We start from the raw sequence: 17,779 nt of genomic DNA on the forward strand, positions 1-17,779 counted from the left end.
CGGATGCCGGGAGGATCACGCCGTGCAGGCATCGGCCCGTTTCCGATGTGGGCCGTCATCACCGTCGCGGCGGCACTCGTCGCGGCGGGCGTCGTCGTGGCGGTCGCCGGGTTCAGCGGCTCGGGCGACGAGGCCGCGCCGAACGCCGCCAGCTCGACCAGCCAGGCCAACCCCGGGCCGGCGCCGGCGCCGTCGGCGAGCGGGGGTGACTGCGCCACCACGCTGGTCGCCAGGCTGCCGATCGAGCAGCAGGCCGGTCAGCTGCTCATGATCGGCACCCCGATCGGTTCGGCGTTGAACGCGACGCAGACCATCCAGAAGTACCACCTGGGCGGCATCTTCCTGGCCGGCCGCAGCTCGGCGACGGCCGCCTCGATGCGCCAGGCGATCGGGCAGCTGCAGGACGCGTCGCAGAAGGCGACCGGGCTGGCCCTGCAGATCGGCATCGACCAGGAGGGCGGCCAGGTCCAGACCCTCAAGGGGGCCGACTTCCCGGCCATCCCGTCCGGGGTCGAGCAGGGCAAGCTCGACGAGGCGACGCTCAAGGCCCGCACCGCCGAGTGGGCCGCCCGGCTCAAGGACATCGGCGTCACGATCGACCTGGCGCCGGTGGCCGACGTGGTGCCGGCGAGCGTCGGCAAGGCCAACCCGCCGATCGGCGGGTTCGAGCGGCAGTACGGCGCCACGGCCGACCCCGTCGCCGCCGACGTGGCGGTCGTGGTCGGCGCGATCCAGGGCGCCGGCGTGCTCACCACCCTCAAACACTTCCCCGGCCTGGGCCGGGTGCGGGTCAACACCGACACCTCGACCGGGGCCCGCGACGACCTCACCACCGCCGACGACGCGTCATTGAAGCCGTTCGCCAGCGGCATCGCGGCCGGGTCGGCCGCGGTGATGATCTCCTCGGCGACGTACCCGAAGCTCGACAAGGACAACGTCGCCGCGTTCTCGTCCGCGATCGTCACGGACCTGCTGCGCGGCAAGATGGGCTTCACCGGGCTGGTGCTCTCCGACGACCTCGGCGCGGCCGAGGCGGTCGGCGCGACGCCGGTCGGCCAGCGGGCCGTCAAGTTCGTCAAGGCCGGCGGCGACGTCGTGCTCAGCGTGCGGCCGCAGGACGCCGGCCCGATGTCCGACGCCCTGGTCGCTGCGGCCAAGGCCGACCCGGCGTTCGCCGCCCGGGTCAAGGAGTCGGCGACCCGGGTCGTGCAGAGCAAGATCCGCGCCGGTCTCGCTCACTGCTAGGGCGTGTCTCGTGGATCATCGGTGTCGGATGCGGTAAATAGACGGCTGTGTCTCGACGGCATGAGCTGACTGATGAGGAATGGGCGTTGCTGCAGCCGCTGCTGCCGCCTGATCCACCGCGTGGTGGTCGCTGGCGGGACCACCGCACGGTGGTCTCGGCGATCCTGTTCCGGGAACGCACTGGGATCACCTGGCGGGACCTCCCCGAGCGGTTCGGCCCGTGGAAGACGGTCTACCAGCGAAAACGTCGCTGGGCTATCGACGGCACCTGGATGCGGATCTGCGACACGCTGCGCATCGACTGCGACGCCGAGGAAGGCGAGGACTGGACCGTGTCCGTGGACAGTTCCTCGATCCGGGCGCACCCGCACGCCGCCGGCGCCCGCCATGCCCCAGCCGTCGACCATCCGAAAAAGGGGAAGCAGCAAAGGACGAATCGGGCGGCCGGGAGTGCCTCGGACGGTCCCGGGGCGGGCTGACGACGAAGCTGCACCTCGCCGCGGACCGGCGCTGCCGGCCGATCTCCCGGCACACCACGCCGGGGCAACGCGCCGACTGCACCGGCTTCGCGCAGGTGATGACCGGTATCCGAGTGCAGCGCCGGCGCGGGCGTCCCCGGACCCGGCCCGGGCACGTCCTGGCCGACAAGGCATATTCGTCCAAGGCGATCCGGACGCACCTGCGCCGACGGGGCATCACCGCGACCATCCCGGTCAAGGCCGACCAGGCGGCCAACCGCCGCAAGAAAGGCTCCCACGGCGGCCGGCCACCCAACTTCGATCGCGAACGCTACAAACAGCGCAACACCGTCGAACGCTGCATCAACAAACTCAAGCAGTTCCGCGCCGTGGCGACCAGGTACGACAAACGCGACTACATGTTCCGGGCCACCGTCGACATCGCCACGATGAAGATCTGGCTACGCGACCTCACCAAAGATCCACGAGACACGACCTAGTCTCGGTGAGCCGGTTCAGGCCGACGGCCGCCTCCGCAGTTCTTCCTCGAGATCGTCGATGCGGGCGAGCAGGTCGAGCACCACGCCGACCGCGGCGTAGTTGAGCGGGAGGGCGGCCCGCAGCCGCCGGATGCGGGCCAGGCGGGCCAGCTGCCCACCCGGGAACAGCGGCTCGCCCCGCTCGCCCCGGACCGGCTCTAGCAGGCCGAGCGCGACGAAGCGCATGACGAGCTGCGGGTGCACGCCCGCCGCCGCGGCGAACGCGTCGAGCGACATCGACTCGCGGTACACGATGGCGAGGCTCATCCGTTGCTCCGGGGGTTGTAGGTGGAGACCCGCGCCAGCTCCTCGAACAGCCGCCGTTCGGTGGCGTCCGGGTGCGGCGGGACCATGATCCTGATCTCGGCGTAGAGGTCGCCGGGGTTGCCGCGCGGGTTCGGCAGGCCCTGCCCGCGCAGCCGCAGCCGGCGGCCGGTGGATGAGCCCGGCGGCACGTCGACGCGGATCTCGCCGCCCGGCGTGGTCAGCGGCACCTTCGCGCCGAGCTCGGCCTCCCACGGGGTGACGGGCAGCCGCACGGTGACGTCGCGGCCGGAGAGCTGGTAGCGCGGGTCGGGCCGCAGCCGGATCACGAGGTACAGGTCGCCGGGCGGACCGCCGCCGAACCCCTGTGAGCCCCGCCCGGGCAGGCGGATGCGCTGCCCGTCGGTGATCCCGCGCGGGATGGTGACCTCGTAGCGGCCCACGTCGGGCAGCGTCACGGTGCGCTTGCCGCCGCGGTAGGAGTCCTCCAGCGAGATCGTGACCTGGGCCTCGGTGTCCGCGCCCGGCACCGAACCCATGCGGCCGAACAGGTCGGTGAGGTCGAAGTCGCGAAACGTCGGGGCCGGCTGGTCGTACTCGGCCCGGCGCTGCGGGTCCGACAGCACGTGGTACGCCTCGGTGATCTGCTTGAAGCGCTCCTCGGCGCCCGGCTCCTTGTCGACGTCCGGGTGCGCGCGGCGGGCCAGCATCCGGTACGCCCGCTGGATCTCATCGGCGCTCGCCGTCTCCGGCACGCCGAGGACGTCGTAGTAGTCAACCTCCATCGCCGCTCTCCTTCGACACGGCGACGACGGCCGGGCGCAGCAGGCCGCCGGGGCCGCCATAGCCCGGGCGGACCACGCGCACCACCGTGCCGGGCGGCGACTGCGGGTCGATCACCGCCTCGGCCGCCTCGTGCAGGGCCGGGTCGAACTGCTCGCCCGGCATGCCGAGCGGCTCGAAGCCGAGCCGCTCGAGCACGTCTCGGGCCTCCTGCCGCACGTGGGCGACGCCCTGCACGATCGCCTGCGGGTCCGCCTCGGCGTGCTGCAGCGCCAGTTCCAGGTGGTCGAGCACCGGCAGCCACGCCGCCGCCACCCGTTGCCGCTCGGCCGTGGTCCGCTCGGCGACGAGCCGCTCGCAGCGCTTGCGGGCGTTGTCGGCGTCGGCGGCGGCGCGGCGCCACCGCTCCTCCCAGTCGATCGCCTCGACCGGCTCCTGTGGCTCCGCCGACATCTCAGCCGCCCGTGAAGTCGGCGTCCACGATGTCCTCGTCGGCGCTCGGCGCCCGTTGCTGCTGCGACGGCTGCTGCGCCGTCGCGGCGCCGGCCAGGCCGAAGGAGACCTGGCGCAGGTCCGCGGTGATGCTCTGCATCCGGGCCTGGTCGGCGTCGGGGTCCTTGACCGCATCGCGGGCCTGCTGAATGAGCAGCTCGGCCCGGGCGCGCTCGTGCTCCGGCACCCGATCGCCGCGCTCGTCGAGGACGCGCTGCACCTGGTACGCGGCGCTGTCGAGCTCGTTGCGCGACTCGACCGCCCGGCGCACCCGCTCGTCGTCGGCGCGGTGCTGCTCGGCCTCGCGAACCATCCGCTCGACGTCGGCCTTGTCCAGCGTGCCGCTCTCGGTGACGGTGATCTGCTGCTCGCCGCCGGTGTCGCGGTCCTTGGCCGAGACGTTCAGGATGCCGTTGGCGTCGATGTCGTAGGTGACCTCGATCTGCGGGCCGCCCCGCGGGGCGGGCCGGATGTTCTCCAGCCGCAGCCGGCCGAGCACCCGGTTGTCGGCGGCGCGCTCGCGCTCGCCCTGCAGCACGACCACCTCCACCGCGGGCTGGTTGTCCTCGGCCGTGGTGAACGTCTCGGTGCGCCGCGTCGGGATGGTGGTGTTGCGCTCGATGATCCTCGTCATCAGGCCGCCGAGGGTCTCCACGCCCAGCGACAGCGGGGTGACGTCGAGCAGCACGACGTCGCGCACGTCGCCCTTGAGCACGCCGGCCTGGATCGCGGCGCCGAGCGCGACGACCTCGTCCGGGTTGACGCTCATGTTCGGGTCCTTGCCGCCGGTGAGCCGGCGCACCAGCGCCTGCACGGCCGGCATGCGGGTCGCGCCGCCGACGAGGATCACCTCGTCGAGGTCGCCCTCGCTGATGCGCGCGTCGCTCATCGCCTGCTGCACCGGGCCCATCGTCCGCTCGAGCAGGTCGTGCGTGAGCTCCTCGAACACCGCGCGCGTAACGGTCGTGGTGAGGTGCTTGGGCCCGTTGGCGTCGGCGGTGATGAACGGCAGGTTGACCTGCGCCTGCGGCACCGTCGACAGCTCGATCTTGGCCCGCTCGGCCGCCTCGGTGAGCCGCTGCAGCGCCTGCGGGTCCTTGCGCAGGTCGATGCCCTCGGCCCGCTTGAACTCCTCGGCGAGGTGGTCGACGAGGCGGTGGTCGAAGTTGTCGCCGCCCAGGTGCGTGTCGCCGGCGGTCGCGCGCACCTCCACGACGCCGTCGCCGACGTCGAGGATGCTCACGTCGAACGTGCCGCCGCCGAGGTCGAACACGAGCACCGTCTCGTGGCCGGCCTTGTCCAGGCCGTAGGCGAGGGCGGCCGCGGTCGGCTCGTTGATGATGCGCAGCACCTCGAGCCCGGCGATGCGCCCGGCGTCCTTGGTGGCCTGGCGCTGGGCGTCGTTGAAGTACGCGGGCACGGTGACGACGGCCTCGGTCACCTTCTCGCCGAGGTACTTCGCGGCGTCGTCGGCGAGCTTTCGCAGTACCTGCGCGGAGACCTCCTCCGGCGAGATCTGCTTGCCCCGCACGTCGAACCGGACCGCGCCCTCGGGCCCGGGCACGACCTGGTAGGTGACGGTCTTCGCCTCTTCCTCGATCTCGTCGAAGCGCCGGCCGATGAAGCGCTTGGCGGAGGTGATGGTGCCGTCGGGGTTGAGCGCCGCCTGGCGCCGGGCGAGGTGCCCGACGAGCCGTTCGCCCGAGGGTGTGTACGCGACGACGGAGGGCGTGGTCCGGCTGCCCTCCGCATTGGTGATCACGGTCGGGTGGCCGCCCTCGAACGCGGCGATCACCGAGTTGGTCGTTCCGAGATCGATGCCTACTGCCCTGGCCATGGGTCTCAGATCCTTCCGACGCGTGACGTCCTCGGATCCGAGATTGCGCGGGTGTACTCCGGGTGCCTTCCTCTGCCCCGGATGAGCCCGTCGTCAGTCCAGGTCGACGATCTCCCGGCCGAGGGGCCAGAAGGCGACCGGCACCAGCTTGAAGTGGGCGATGCCGAACGGGATGCCGATGATGGTCACGCACAGCGTGATGCCGGCGCTGATGTGCGTGAGCGCGAGCCACCAGCCGGCCAGCACGACCCACAGGACGTTGCCGATGCCGCTGGCGACACCGGCGCCGCCCGGCTTGGCGCGCACGGTCCGGCCGAAGGGCCACAGCGAGTACACGGCCAGGCGCCACGAGGCGATCGCGAAGGGGATCGTCACCACCAGCACGAAGCAGATGAGCGCGGCCAGTGCGTAGCCGAGGAACAGCACCAGGCCGCCGCCGAAGATGAACCACAGCACATTCAGGACGAAGCGAATCACGCCTCGATCATGGCGTACCGATGCAAAATCCGGCTGGTGAGGATCCGGGTGAGCCGGGGCCTGCGCGCGGTTGATCCGCGGCGGCCGGGTATATCTCGCCGCCGCGAGCCCCGTTCCCCCGACTGGAGGCGTCCGCCGATGGCCACCTCAGTGCTCCCCGAGGCCGACGACCGGCCCTTTCACGCGATGTCCGCCGCCGAGGCGCTCGCCGCCGAACGCGTCGAGGAGCCCGCCGGGCTGCCCGCGGGCGAGGTCGAGACCCGCCGCGAACGCTACGGGCCGAACCGCTTCACCGCGGCCCGCAGCGAGCGGCGCTGGCGGGCGTTCCTGCGCCAGTACGCCGACCCGATGCAGATCGTGCTGCTGTGCGCGGGCCTGGGCAGCCTGTACCCGCTGCATCAGTACGGCACCGGCCTGCTGCTCATCGCGCTCACCCTGCTCAACGCCGTGCTCGGCCTGCGGCAGGAGGGCAAGGCGGCGGCCGCCGTCTCCGCACTGCAGCAGGCCATGGTCACGCGGGCCCGGGTGCGCCGCGGCGGCGAGCTCGCCTCCGTGCCGGCCGAGGAGCTCGTCCCCGGCGACGTCGTGCTCGTCGAGGCCGGCGACCGCGTGCCGGCCGACGGGCGGCTCGTGCGCAGCACCCGGCTCGAGATCGACGAGTCTGCGCTGACCGGGGAGAGCCTGCCGGTGGCCAAGGACGCCGACCAGCTCGCCGCGGTCGCGGCGGCGCTCGGCGACCGGGTCGACATGGCGTACATGCACACGAACGTCACCCGCGGCACCGGCGCGCTCGTCGTCACCGCGACCGGGATGGCGACCGAGGTCGGGCGGATCTCCGGGCTGCTGCAGGCGGGCGGGGAGGCGCCGACGCCGCTGACCCGGCAGCTGTCGAAGCTGACCAACCAGATCCTGCTCGTCGCCGGCGTCGCGCTGCTGGTGTCGGTGGGGCTGAACCTGTACCGCGGCAACAGCTTCGACGTCGTGTTCCTGGCGGCGATCGCGTTCGCGATCTCGGCCATCCCGACCGGCCTGCCGGCCGTGGTGACGACGATCCTGTCGCTGGGCACGCAGCTGCTGGCCCGCGCCGACGCGATCGTCAAGCGGCTGCGCTCCACCGAGACGCTCGGCTCGACCTCGGCCATCAACTCGGACAAGACGGGGACGCTGACGCTCAACCAGATGACGGTGACGGAGCTGGCGATCCCCGGCCGCCGCTACACCGTCACCGGTACCGGCTACGGCACCGAGGGGGACGTCCGGCACACGGCGGGCGATCCCGACATACCGCTGGAGCCCTTCCTGCTGCCGATGGCCCTCGCCGGCGACGCCGTCGTCACCGGCGGGCAGCTCGTCGGCGACCCGACCGAGGGCGCGCTCGTGGTGCTCGCCGAGAAGGGCCACCTCGACGTGGCGGAGACGCGGCAGCGCTACCCCCGGCTCGCGGAGGTGCCGTTCGACGCGGCGTACAAGCTGATGGCGACGTTCCACCGGATCGACGACGACGTCGTGCGCTGCTACGTCAAGGGCGCCCCGGACCAGCTGCTCGCCCGCGCGGAATCGGTCGTGACGCCCGACGGCGGGACGACGCCGCTCGACGACGAGCTGCGCCGGCGGTACCTCGACGAGAACGAACGCATGGCCGGCCGGGGGCTGCGCGTGATGGCGACCGCCCGGCAGGACTTCGACGCGCGGACGTTCGACCCGCGCGCCGACCTGCTCGGCGCCCTCGACCGGCTCACGCTGCTCGCGCTGGCCGGCATCGTCGACCCGCCGCGACCCCAGGCCCGCGACGCGATCGCGACGGCCAAGGCGGCCGGCATCCAGGTGCGCATGATCACCGGCGACCACGCGGTCACGGCCGGTGCGATCGCCGGCCAGCTCGGCATCGACGGGCGCGCCATCACCGGCGCCGAGTTCGGCGCGATGAGCGACGAGGAGGCGCTCGCCGAGATCGACGACATCGGCGTGATCGCCCGCGTCACGCCCGAGCACAAGGTGCGGCTCGTGGAGATCCTGCGCCGCAAGGGCCACATCGTGGCGATGACCGGCGACGGGGTCAACGACGCGCCGGCGCTCAAGCGGGCCGACATCGGCATCGCGATGGGCATCACCGGCACGGAGGTCTCCAAGGAGGCCGCCGCGATGATCCTCACCGACGACGACTTCGCCACCATCGTCAAGGCCGTCGCCATCGGGCGGGCGCTGTACGACAACCTCAAGCGGTACGTCTTCTTCCAGATGGGCGCCCTCATCGGGTTCATCGCCACGTTCCTCGGTGCGAGCGTGCTCGGCATCGCCGCCGGCGTGCCGTTCCTGCCGCTGCAGACGCTGTGGGTGAACTTCACGACCCAGGTGTTCCAGGCGATCGGCCTCGGCTACGGCCGCCCCGAGCCGGATCTCATGGACCGCCCGCCGCGCCGCGGCGACGAGGCCCTGCTGCCCGGCCGGACCCTGGGCTGGCTGGCCGTCGTCGGCGTGGTGCTCGGCGCCACCACCCTGGCCGTCATCGCCGCGGCCGACGCCGCCTACGGCATCGCGGTCGCCCGCACCATGGGCCTGACCACGTTCTCGCTGCTGAACCTGTTCCTGGCGCTGACCGTGCGCAGCGAGACCCGCTCGGTGTTCAGCCTCGACACGTTCGAGGACCACCGCTTCCTGCTCACCAGCGGCCTGTCGCTGCTCGCGATCGTGCTGGCCACCGAGCTCGGCCTGTTCCAGCGGCTGCTGCACACGGTCGGCCTGAGCCTGGGCCAGTGGCTGGTGTGCCTCGTCGCATCCCTGTCCGTCATCGTCCTCACGGAGGCGCGCAAGGCCCGCCTCCGCGCGACGGCGGGGGTGGCCGGGCAGTGCCGGGCCGGCTGATCCTGCAGCCCACCGAGGAGGGCACCGCCGCCGGCATCTACGGCGTCATCGTCAGCGCCGCCGTCATGGCGACCTCGCACGCGCACTCGGCGGCGGCGACGGCGGTCGCGGTGCTGTTCGCGCTCGTCGTCTACTGGAGCGCCGAGCGCTACGCGCGCCTCGTCGCCGAGCGCATCCACGACGGGCGGCGGCCGGCGTGGTCGGTGGTGCGGCGGGAGCTGTCCCGCGGCTGGGAGATCGTGACCGCCTCGGCGCTGCCGCTCGCCGTGCTCGTCGTCCTCGACCTCCTCGGTGTCGGCCAGTATCCGGCGGTGCTCGCGGCGCTGGGCTGCAGTACCGGCCTGCTGTGCCTGGCCGGCTGGGAGATCGGCGGCCGCGGCCGGCTCAGCGCCGCCGAGCGGGTGGTGTCGACGGTCGTCGCCGGCAGCTTCGGCGTCGCCCTCGTCGTCCTCAAGGCGGCCCTGCACTAGTCGCGTCTAGCCCCGGCCGGGCGCTGGTGGGGGTCCTCGCGGAGCGCATCGCCGGGCACGGCACTCCCGCCCGGCGGCTGTGGCCCCCGGCACAGCAGCCGTGAGACAGTGAGCGACCGGCCGAGTGTCGGCCGCGGCGGGCGGCTCGCCATCGACCGCCGCGAGAACGGGAGAATCCGGGCATGCGCCTGCTGAACGCGGCCGCCGGGGTGCTCGTGACCCTCGGTGCGCTGGCCGCCTGCGGGGGAGCGCCCTCGCCCTCGCCCTCGCCGTCCGGTCCGCCGGTCACGTCGCCGTCCGCGTCGCCGGCCGGGGTCTCGTCCCCGCCCGCCGCGTCGGCGAGCCCGTCCGTCTCGAGCCCCCCGCTGCCGGACGGGTTCGTGGCACTGTCCGATGTGGACCCGACCATCCTGCAGGACATCCGGTACGCGACCGCGCACAACTTCGTCGGGCGGCCCGTCACCGGGTATGAGCGGCCGCGGTGCCTGCTCGCGCGCAAGGCGGCCGAGGCGTTGAAGGGCGTGCAGCAGAAGGCGCTGGAGAAGGGGTACAGCCTCAAGGTCTACGACTGCTACCGGCCGCAGCGGGCCGTCGACGACTTCGTCCGCTGGTCGCACGACGCCGACCAGCGGATGAAGGGGGAGTTCTACCCGCAGGAGGCCAAGTCGCGGCTCTTCGACGACGGGTACATCGGCGGGCCGACCGCGCACAGCCGCGGCAGCACCATGGACCTCACGATCGTGGCGCTGCCCGCCCGCTCCCAGCCGGCGTACGACCCGGCGACGCCGCTCGTGCCGTGCACCTCGCCGGCGGGGGAGCGGTTCCCCGACAACACCGTCGACATGGGTACCGGGTTCGACTGCTTCGACCCGCTCGCGCATACCGCCGCCGGCGGGGTGGGCCCGGCCCAGCGCGCCAACCGCGAGCTGCTGACGGGGCTCATGGCCGGCGGCGGGTTCACCAACTATCCGAAGGAGTGGTGGCACTACACGCTGCGGAACGAGCCGTTCCCGGACACGTACTACGACTTCCCCGTGGCCTGATTCTTACGGCTGGAAGCGCCAGGCCTGTCGATGGACTACGACATCGCGGGTCTGCGCCCCGACCGTTGCACGGTTGCGATCCTGGCGGCCACCGATGCGGACTGAGCGCCGTCTACGCTCGTCGGCACGGCTACCTATGATGGCTAGCAGCACGCAACGACACGGCGGGGGAGGACCAGCATCGTGACGGACACGGGGACCGGGGTTCGGGCCGTGGCGAGGGTCGCGGCGACGTCCCAGCCTCCGCCGGGCCCGCCCGAGATGCGCCCGGCCAAGCGCAGCGGGCAGCTGGGGCCGGTGCACATCCTGCAGGTGCTCATCGTCGAGGCGCTGGTGCTCACCGCCGTCGCGCTGCTCGGCCAGGGCCTGCTGGTCGCGCTGCCGGTCGCCGTCATCGCCGCCCTGCTGTGCGTCGCCGTGCTCGCCCGCAGCCGCGGCCGCTGGTGGCTCGAGCAGTGGCGCATCACCCGCACGTTCCGGCGCCGCCGGGGCGCGCGCCCGGCCGGCGGCCCCGCCGACGAGCTCGCCGACCTGCACCTGCTCGCGCCCGGGCTGAGCGTCACCGAGCTCGGCCGGGGCGGCGCCGTGCCCGACTCGACCGAGACCACCGACCTCGGCGCGCTGACCCGCGACGCCGACGAGCCGGCCGACGCCCACACCGTGGTCGCGGTCGCCCGCGACCCCGCCGGTTGGTATGCGGTGGCCGAGCTCGAGCCCGTCGCCGTGCTCGCCGAGGGGCCCGCGCCCGCCGTGCCGCTGCCCATGCTGGCCCGCACCCTGGCCGCCACCGGCCAGGCCGGCGTGCTGCTGCAGGTCGTCACGCAGGCCAGCCCGGCCACCCCGCTGACCTCGCAGCAACCGCAGGCCGCCCGCTCGTACCAGGACCTGCTCAAGGAGATCGGCTCCGGCCCCGCGCCCGTCAACCGGGTGTCGTGGCTGGTCGTGCGCCTGGAGGAGCACCGCCTGGCGGTCGCCGGGGCCGACGGCGACGTCACCGAGCGCGCCCCGGTCGTGGTCGCCGCCCTGCTGCGCCGCGCCGTGCACACGCTGCAGCGGGTCGGCCTCGGCGCCACCCCGCTGGACCGCCCGGCCCTGCTCGCCGCCCTGCGCCAGGGCTGCGGCCTGCAGGCCGGCCAGGAGCCGCCGCGGGAGGAGTGGAACGGGTGGCAGAGCGGCCACCTGGTGCACAGCACGTTCTGGATCAGCGAGTGGCCGGCGCCGGCCAAGGTGCCCGCGCTCCTGCACACCCTCGCGGGCCTACCGGCGCTGCAGACCACGGTGGCGACCATTGTGGCGGTACCGCCGGCCGAGCTCGGCGACGACGTCCTCGACGCGCCCCTGGGCGACGCCGAGCTGCGCTGCCTGGTCCGCGTGGCGACCACGAGCGACCGGCTGTCGGACGCGCAGTCGCAGGTCGTCCGCTCCGCCGCAGACCTCGGCGCGCAGGTCCAGCGCCTCGACGGCGAGCAGGCTCCGGCGGTCTACGCGACCGCACCGACGGGAGGGGGTCGCTGGTGAGCCAGCCGCCGTACGATCCGCACGCCGGCCGGCCCGTGGACCCCGAGGCCACCCTGCGCCGGCCGGGGCAGCAGCCGGTCGATCCGCAGCAGCAGTACCAGGGCAATGCCCTCTCCCGCCCGGCCCAGCCCTATGCGCAGGTGCACCAGGCGGCCCACGCCGCCTACGGGCCCGGGCCCGCGCAGGCCCAGCCGGCGCCCGCGCAGGGCGGCGCCGCCGTGCCGGCGCAGGGTGCCGCGCCGACCACCTGGGCGTCCGGCCAGACCGCGGCCGCGCCGACCGTGCAGGGCGCCGGCCAGGCGGGCGAGACCGCCGACGCCACGGCCCAGGCCCGGGCCCAGCAGTGGGGCTCCAGCGCCGTCCTGACCCGCCCGTCGGCCGGCGCCACCGCCGCGCCGAGCCCGCCACCGGCGCCGCCCGGCACGGTGTACCGCCCGGGGGAGCGCGCGCCCGAGGCCTCCTCGCAGCGGCTCACGGGCCTGCACATCGGCAGCCACGTAGTCAACGCCTCGGCGCTCGAGCAGCTCTCGGGCCCCGCGCTCGGCCCCGGCCTGCTCGTCGGCGCCGACCGCGACCGCACCCCGGTCGTCGTGCGCCTGTTCCGCCGCAAGCCCACCAACATCGTCCTCGTCGGCGGCGTCTGGGCGGCCCGGCTCATCACGTTCCGGGCTCTGGCCATGGGCGCCCAGGTCTACGCCATCACCGGCCAGCCGTCGGCGTGGGACGGGCTCGGGGCGCACGCCGTCGGCCAGCGTGAGCGGGTGCAGATGGCGCCGGCGGAGTTCGACCTGCCGCCCGGCAGCGCCTACCGCCCGATGCTCGTCGTGCGCGACACGGCCCCCGGCGGCGCCGTGGCGGCACTGTCGTCCTGGCAGACCCGCGTCACGGTGGTACATCACCTGGACCACAACGCGATGAGCGCCCTGGGTTCGGCGGACCTCGTGCTGTTCCAGCGGCTGCAGCCCGGCGAGGCGCAGATCGCCGCGCACGTGCTCGGCCTCAACGCCGCGACGGCGCGGCTGATGCAGCAACTGGAGCCGGAGATGCTGGCGGTGCTGGGGGAAGGCTCCCACCGGTACGTCTGGCTGCACCGCACGGCGATCGAAAACTACCTGCTGGGCGCCCCGCAACGCTGACCCCCACCACGCTGGGCCGGGCGGCGAAGGCGGGCTGCAGCTGCGGCACGGCACTGCTCGAGGCCGGCCGCTGAGCCGCGCGACCGCCCTCGACCTTGCCTGTGGGCGGCGAACCTTCCGGGGGCAAATCGCCTGTCGGGCGAAAAGTCGGACACGGAGTGTCCCGCCCTTGGCTGCGCAGCATCTTCTTGTGCGTCTCGCTCAACGGACATGCCGGATTTTTCGCCCGACAGGCGATTCGCACCGTCAGTCGTGCGACCTACCGGGGCCCGACCGCGCGGCGGTGCGGGACCTGAGGCGTGTGGGACCGCGCTGAGCCCTGGGACCGGTGCGGCGGCACAGGACGAGCCGTGTGGGACTGCGCGGGCCGTGTGGGACTGCGGCGGAGTGGGACTGCGGCGGAGTGGGACCGCGCGGCGGCCTAAACCGCGCGGCGGGGCAATCGCGCAGCGGGATAAACTGCGCGGCGGGGCAGACCGCGCGGCGGGGATAAACCGGGCGGCGGGGATAAACGGGCGGCGGGGTAACCGCGCGGCGGGGTAACCGCGCGGCGGGGTAACCGCGCGGCGGAATGGAGCGGCGGAAGTCAGGCGGCGGGCGGGACCCAGGCCAGTTGGACCAAGCGGTTGCCCTCGCGCCGCGTGATCAGCTGAGCGCGACCCGGCGGCTGCGGCCGCGGCTTCACGTTGCCGAACAGCGCGCCCTCCTCCCGCGGCCCCGACATCAGGATGCCCGGCGACGCCAGCTCGCGAATCCGCGCCACCACCGGATCGAACACCGCCCGGGCCGCCCCGCCCGCGCGGCGGGCGACGACGAGGTGCAGGCCGATGTCGCGGCCCTGGGCCAGGAAGTCCAGCAGCGGCAGCAGCGGGTTGGGCTGGGCGGAGGAGACCAGGTCGTAGTCGTCGACCAGGACGTACAGCTGCGGGCCGCGCCACCAGCTGCGCGTGCGCAGCTGCTCCGGCGTGACGTCGGGGCCGGGGAGGCGCTCCTTCATCACCGCCACGACCTGGTCGATCAGGCCCTGGGTGACCTGGGCCGAGGTGCCGTAGCCGAGCAGGTGCTCGGGGCTGGCCACGCCGAGGAGGCTGCGGCGGTAGTCGATGATCATGAGGCGGGCCTGGCTCGGGTCGTACGTCGTGGCGACGCTGCGGGCCAGGCCGCGCAGGAACGAGCTCTTGCCGCACTCTACGTCGCCGAAGAGCAGGGCGTGGGGCTCGGCGTCGAAGTCCAGGACGACCGGCGACAGGTCCGCCTCGGCCAGGCCGATCGTGAAGGCGCCGCGGCCCGAGTGGGGGCGCTGCGGGAGGGCCTCGTACGGCAGCTGGTCGGGCAGCAGGCGCACCGGCGGGGTCGGCTGGCCGGGCCAGCAGTCGCGCACGGCGGTCACCAGCGCCGCCTGGCCGATGAGCAGGTCCTCGCTCGTCGAGCGGCCGTCGATGCGCGGCAGGGCGCCCAGGAAGTGCAGGCCCTCGGGGGTCAGACCGTGGCCGGGGGGCTCGGGGACGTTGACCGCGGCGCGGCGGTTGATGACCGAGTCGCCCGGCTCGCCGAGGCGCAGCTCCACCTTGGTGCCGAACAGGTCGCGGATCGCGGGGCGGACCTCCATCCAGCGGGTGGCGGCGGCCACCACGTGGATGCCGAAGCCCAGGCCGCGGCCGGCGAGCTCGGTCAGCTGGGGCTCGAGCTCCTCGAAGTCGCTGCGGATGGTGCTCCAGCCGTCGACGACCAGGAACACGTCGCCGAGCAGCTCGTCGGGGAGGCGGCCCTCGCGCTTCATGCGGCGGTAGGAGGCGACGCCGTCGACGCCCCAGTCGGCGAACTGGGTCTCGCGCTGCTGGAGCAGCTGGTAGAGCTCGGCGACGGTACGGCGGACCTTGTCCACCTCGCGCCGCAGGGCCACGCCGCCGACGTGGGGCAGGTCGCGCATGGTGGCGAGCGAGCCGCCGCCGAAGTCGAGGCAGTAGAACTGGGCCTCGCGCGGGGTGTGGGTCAGCGACAGCGAACCCATCATCGCGCGCAGCAGGGTGCTCTTGCCGCTCTGCGGGCCGCCGACGACGAGCAGGTTGCCGGCGCCGGCCGAAAAGTCCAGCCACATCGGGTCGCGGCGCTGCTCGAACGGGCGGTCGACGACACCGACGACGGCGTGCAGGTTGCCGTGCTGGGCCGGGTCGCCGGAGGTGAGGCCGCGCTCGGGGGACTGGTGCAGGCCGGTGATGAGCTCGTCGAGGGTGCTCGAGTCGGACAGCGGGGGGAGCCACACCTGGTGGGCCGGGACGCCCTGGCCCTCCATCCGGTCGACGAGGATGTCGAGCAGGCTGTCGCCGCGCGCGACCTCCTCCGCCTGCTCCTGGGCCAGCTTGGCCGCCTCCGCGGCCTCGGCGGCCTGGGCCTCCTGCTGGGCGGCCTCGCCGGCGGGCGTGGCGTACCAGGTGGAGAACGCCCGCACCGGGTCGACGCTCGGGCTGTCGGCCAGGCGGGCGCGGCCGCCCTTGCGGTAGCGGCCGGAGACGTACGCCGCCTTGAAGCGGATCAGGCCCTCCACGCCGGCCTTGATGTACCCGTGGCCGGGCAGCCGCGGCAGCTCGTAGGCGTCGGCCACGCCGAGCACCGCGCGGCTCTCCATGGACGAGAACGTCCGCAGGCCGATCCGGTACGACAGGTGCGTCTCCAGCCCCCGCAGCCGCCCCTCCTCGAGGCGCTGCGAGGCCAGCAGCAGGTGGATGCCGAGCGACCGGCCGACGCGGCCGATCTGGACGAACATCTCGATGAAGTCGGGGCGCACCGCCAGCATCTCGCTGAACTCGTCGACGATGAGCAGCAGGCTCGGCAGCGGGGCGAGCGGGACGCCCGACAGCCGCGCGCGCTCGTAGTCGCGCTGGGATGCGAAGTTGCCGGCCCGGCGCAGCAGCTCCTGGCGGCGGGTCAGCTCGCCCGAGATCGCGCCGAGCATGCGGTCGACCAGCGAGAGCTCCTCCTCCAGGTTGGTGATCATCGCGCTGGTGTGCGGGAGCCGGTCGAGCGTGGCGAAGGTCGCGCCGCCCTTGAAGTCGACGAGGACGAAGTTGAGGATCTCGGGGCTGTGCGTGACCGCCAGGGCGAGCACGAGCGTGCGCAGCAGCTCCGACTTGCCGGAGCCGGTGGCGCCGACGAGCAGGCCGTGCGGGCCCATGCCGTCCAGCGCCGACTCCTTGAGGTCCAGCTCGATCGGGCGGCCCTGCTCGTTGACGCCGATCGGCACCCGCAGCCGGTCGCGGGTCGGCCGGCCGATCCACGTGTCGTCCAGGTTGACCTCGAACGGGTCGCCGAGCTCGAGCAGCTCGGCCAGGCCGAGGTCGGTGGCGACGCCGGTCTGCTCGGCGACCGAGGCGGCCGACAGGCGCAGCGGCGACAGCTCGCGGCCGAGCGTCTCGGCCCGCGGGCGGCTCAGCTCGTCGGCGACGCCGACCTGGGTGCTGCCGTCGAGGGTGGTGCCGGTGACCGTGCCGTCCTCGGCGATGTCGAGCACCACGGAGGCGTCGTCGAGCAGCCGCGGCGGCGGGTTGGACAGGTCGATGAGGGTCACGCCCTCCATGCCGCCGTCGGTCATCAGGTGGTCGGAGCCGCTCGTGGAGCCGCCGTCGATGACGACGACCACGTGCTGGCGCGAGCCGCCCGCGGCGGAGGGGTTGAACCGGCCCCGGTCGCCCAGGACGTCGTCGAGCATGGCCTCCAGCGCGGTGACGCTCGGCGAGAACAGCCGCAGCGCGCCGACGGCGTCGGTCTTGGCCGAGTGCTGCGCGTGTGGCAGCCACTTCGCCCAGTCCCACTCCGTGCGCACGCCGTCGCCGAGGCAGAAGGCGATGACGAGGTCGTCGGGGGCGTGGAAGGTGGCGAGCTGGGCGAGCATCGCGCGGACGTTGGCGCGCGTGCGGCGGCCCTGCCCGCGGACGTAGACGTGGGCGAAGTCACGCAGGGCGATGGCGACCGGGAGGTCGGGGACGACGGAGTACGTCGCGACGAACTTGCGCAGCGCGGCCGCGCACAGCGGCTCGAGCTCGTCGACCGGGCGGGTCTGCGGCGGCACGAGCGGGGTCGCGAGCTCCTGCGGGCCGCGGCCGACGCGGACCACGCCGAAGTCGGAGTCGCGGCGGCGGCGCTCCCACAGCCGGCCGCTGGACGCCGTCGACCACAGCGACTCCGGGTCGGGGTGGCGGTATCCGAGCGCCTCGCGCTGCCGGCGGATCGAGCTGAGCACCTGGGCGCGCTGCTGGCTGAGCCGGCGAAGGTACTGCCGCCGGGACTCGGCCATGTCCTGCTTGCTCTGCCCGCCGCCCATGCTCGAGATCTGGCTGGCGATCATGCCGAGCATCGATACGCCGTACATGCCGCCGGCCACGTACGACAGCGGGCCGCCGCGCTGGGCGCCCATCATCAGGCCCATGGCCGCGCCGCCGGCCGCCATCGGCATGAGCATGATGATCCGGCCCCACGCCTTGCTGCCGCCGGTGGGCAGCTCCGGGGGCGAGTCGAGGACGATCTCACCGGTCGGCATCGCCGGCGCGGGGCGGCGCGGCAGCCGCCGGACAACGATCTGACCCACCCGCTCCTCGCCTCCCCCGATATACGCCGGCGCCTATGCTAGACCAGGGCCATGTTAGGTTGGGCGCCTCATC

General features: G+C 73.6%; 13 protein-coding genes. 7 read left to right on the plus strand and 6 right to left on the minus strand.

The window, feature by feature from the left end:
• Window positions 1–3: 3 nt before the first annotated feature.
• Window positions 4–1,245, plus strand: a complete 1,242-nt coding sequence (locus tag ACQEVU_RS06690) for a glycoside hydrolase family 3 N-terminal domain-containing protein (RefSeq protein ID WP_433321652.1) — start codon at window positions 4–6, stop codon at window positions 1,243–1,245.
• Window positions 1,246–1,292: 47 nt separating this feature from the next.
• Window positions 1,293–2,203, plus strand: a protein-coding gene (locus tag ACQEVU_RS06695; RefSeq protein ID WP_433319090.1) for an IS5 family transposase whose coding sequence is annotated in 2 segments (ribosomal slippage) — window positions 1,293–1,688 and window positions 1,691–2,203 — 909 coding nt in all. Because the reading frame shifts where the segments join, the coding sequence is not laid out codon by codon here.
• Window positions 2,204–2,218: 15 nt separating this feature from the next.
• Here the strand turns inward: ACQEVU_RS06695 and ACQEVU_RS06700 are convergent.
• From ACQEVU_RS06700 to ACQEVU_RS06720, 5 genes are all read right to left on the minus strand, one after another.
• A complete protein-coding gene (locus tag ACQEVU_RS06700; RefSeq protein ID WP_433321653.1) occupies window positions 2,219–2,509 on the minus strand; it encodes a chaperone modulator CbpM in 291 nt (96 codons plus the stop codon).
• Complete coding sequence (locus tag ACQEVU_RS06705) at window positions 2,506–3,291, minus strand: DnaJ C-terminal domain-containing protein (RefSeq protein ID WP_433321654.1); 786 nt, start codon at window positions 3,289–3,291, stop codon at window positions 2,506–2,508. The genes ACQEVU_RS06700 and ACQEVU_RS06705 overlap by 4 nt, the downstream gene beginning before the upstream one ends.
• On the minus strand, window positions 3,281–3,742 hold the full coding sequence (locus tag ACQEVU_RS06710) for a nucleotide exchange factor GrpE (protein WP_433321655.1): 462 nt from the start codon (window positions 3,740–3,742) through the stop codon (window positions 3,281–3,283). Before ACQEVU_RS06710 ends, ACQEVU_RS06705 begins: the two co-directional genes overlap by 11 nt.
• A 1-nt stretch (window position 3,743) precedes the next feature.
• A complete protein-coding gene (gene dnaK / locus ACQEVU_RS06715; RefSeq protein WP_433321656.1) occupies window positions 3,744–5,618 on the minus strand; it encodes a molecular chaperone DnaK in 1,875 nt (624 codons plus the stop codon).
• A 93-nt stretch (window positions 5,619–5,711) separates the two neighbouring features.
• Complete coding sequence (locus ACQEVU_RS06720) at window positions 5,712–6,095, minus strand: YccF domain-containing protein (RefSeq protein ID WP_433321657.1); 384 nt, start codon at window positions 6,093–6,095, stop codon at window positions 5,712–5,714.
• A gap of 138 nt (window positions 6,096–6,233) precedes the next feature.
• Between ACQEVU_RS06720 and ACQEVU_RS06725 the strand changes: the two genes are divergently transcribed.
• From ACQEVU_RS06725 to ACQEVU_RS06745, 5 genes are all read left to right on the plus strand, one after another.
• A complete protein-coding gene (locus ACQEVU_RS06725) occupies window positions 6,234–8,957 on the plus strand; it encodes a cation-translocating P-type ATPase (RefSeq protein ID WP_433321658.1) in 2,724 nt (907 codons plus the stop codon).
• Window positions 8,942–9,427, plus strand: coding sequence for a hypothetical protein (locus tag ACQEVU_RS06730; protein WP_433321659.1), 486 nt, complete (start codon window positions 8,942–8,944; stop codon window positions 9,425–9,427). The genes ACQEVU_RS06725 and ACQEVU_RS06730 overlap by 16 nt, the downstream gene beginning before the upstream one ends.
• A 182-nt stretch (window positions 9,428–9,609) precedes the next feature.
• Entirely contained in the window at window positions 9,610–10,470 is an 861-nt protein-coding gene (locus ACQEVU_RS06735; protein WP_433321660.1) for a M15 family metallopeptidase, read from the plus strand.
• A 183-nt stretch (window positions 10,471–10,653) separates the two neighbouring features.
• On the plus strand, window positions 10,654–11,988 hold the full coding sequence (locus ACQEVU_RS06740) for a type VII secretion protein EccE (protein WP_433321661.1): 1,335 nt from the start codon (window positions 10,654–10,656) through the stop codon (window positions 11,986–11,988).
• Complete coding sequence (locus tag ACQEVU_RS06745; RefSeq protein WP_433321662.1) at window positions 11,985–13,124, plus strand: hypothetical protein; 1,140 nt, start codon at window positions 11,985–11,987, stop codon at window positions 13,122–13,124. The genes ACQEVU_RS06740 and ACQEVU_RS06745 overlap by 4 nt, the downstream gene beginning before the upstream one ends.
• Window positions 13,125–13,710: 586 nt before the next feature.
• On the opposite strand, the gene eccCa is transcribed toward ACQEVU_RS06745, so the two are convergent.
• A complete protein-coding gene (gene eccCa, locus ACQEVU_RS06750; protein ID WP_433321663.1) occupies window positions 13,711–17,706 on the minus strand; it encodes a type VII secretion protein EccCa in 3,996 nt (1,331 codons plus the stop codon).
• Window positions 17,707–17,779 lie beyond the last annotated feature (73 nt).

This window comes from Dactylosporangium sp. CA-139066, from assembly GCF_050936175.1.
Taxonomy (GTDB): domain Bacteria; phylum Actinomycetota; class Actinomycetes; order Mycobacteriales; family Micromonosporaceae; genus Dactylosporangium.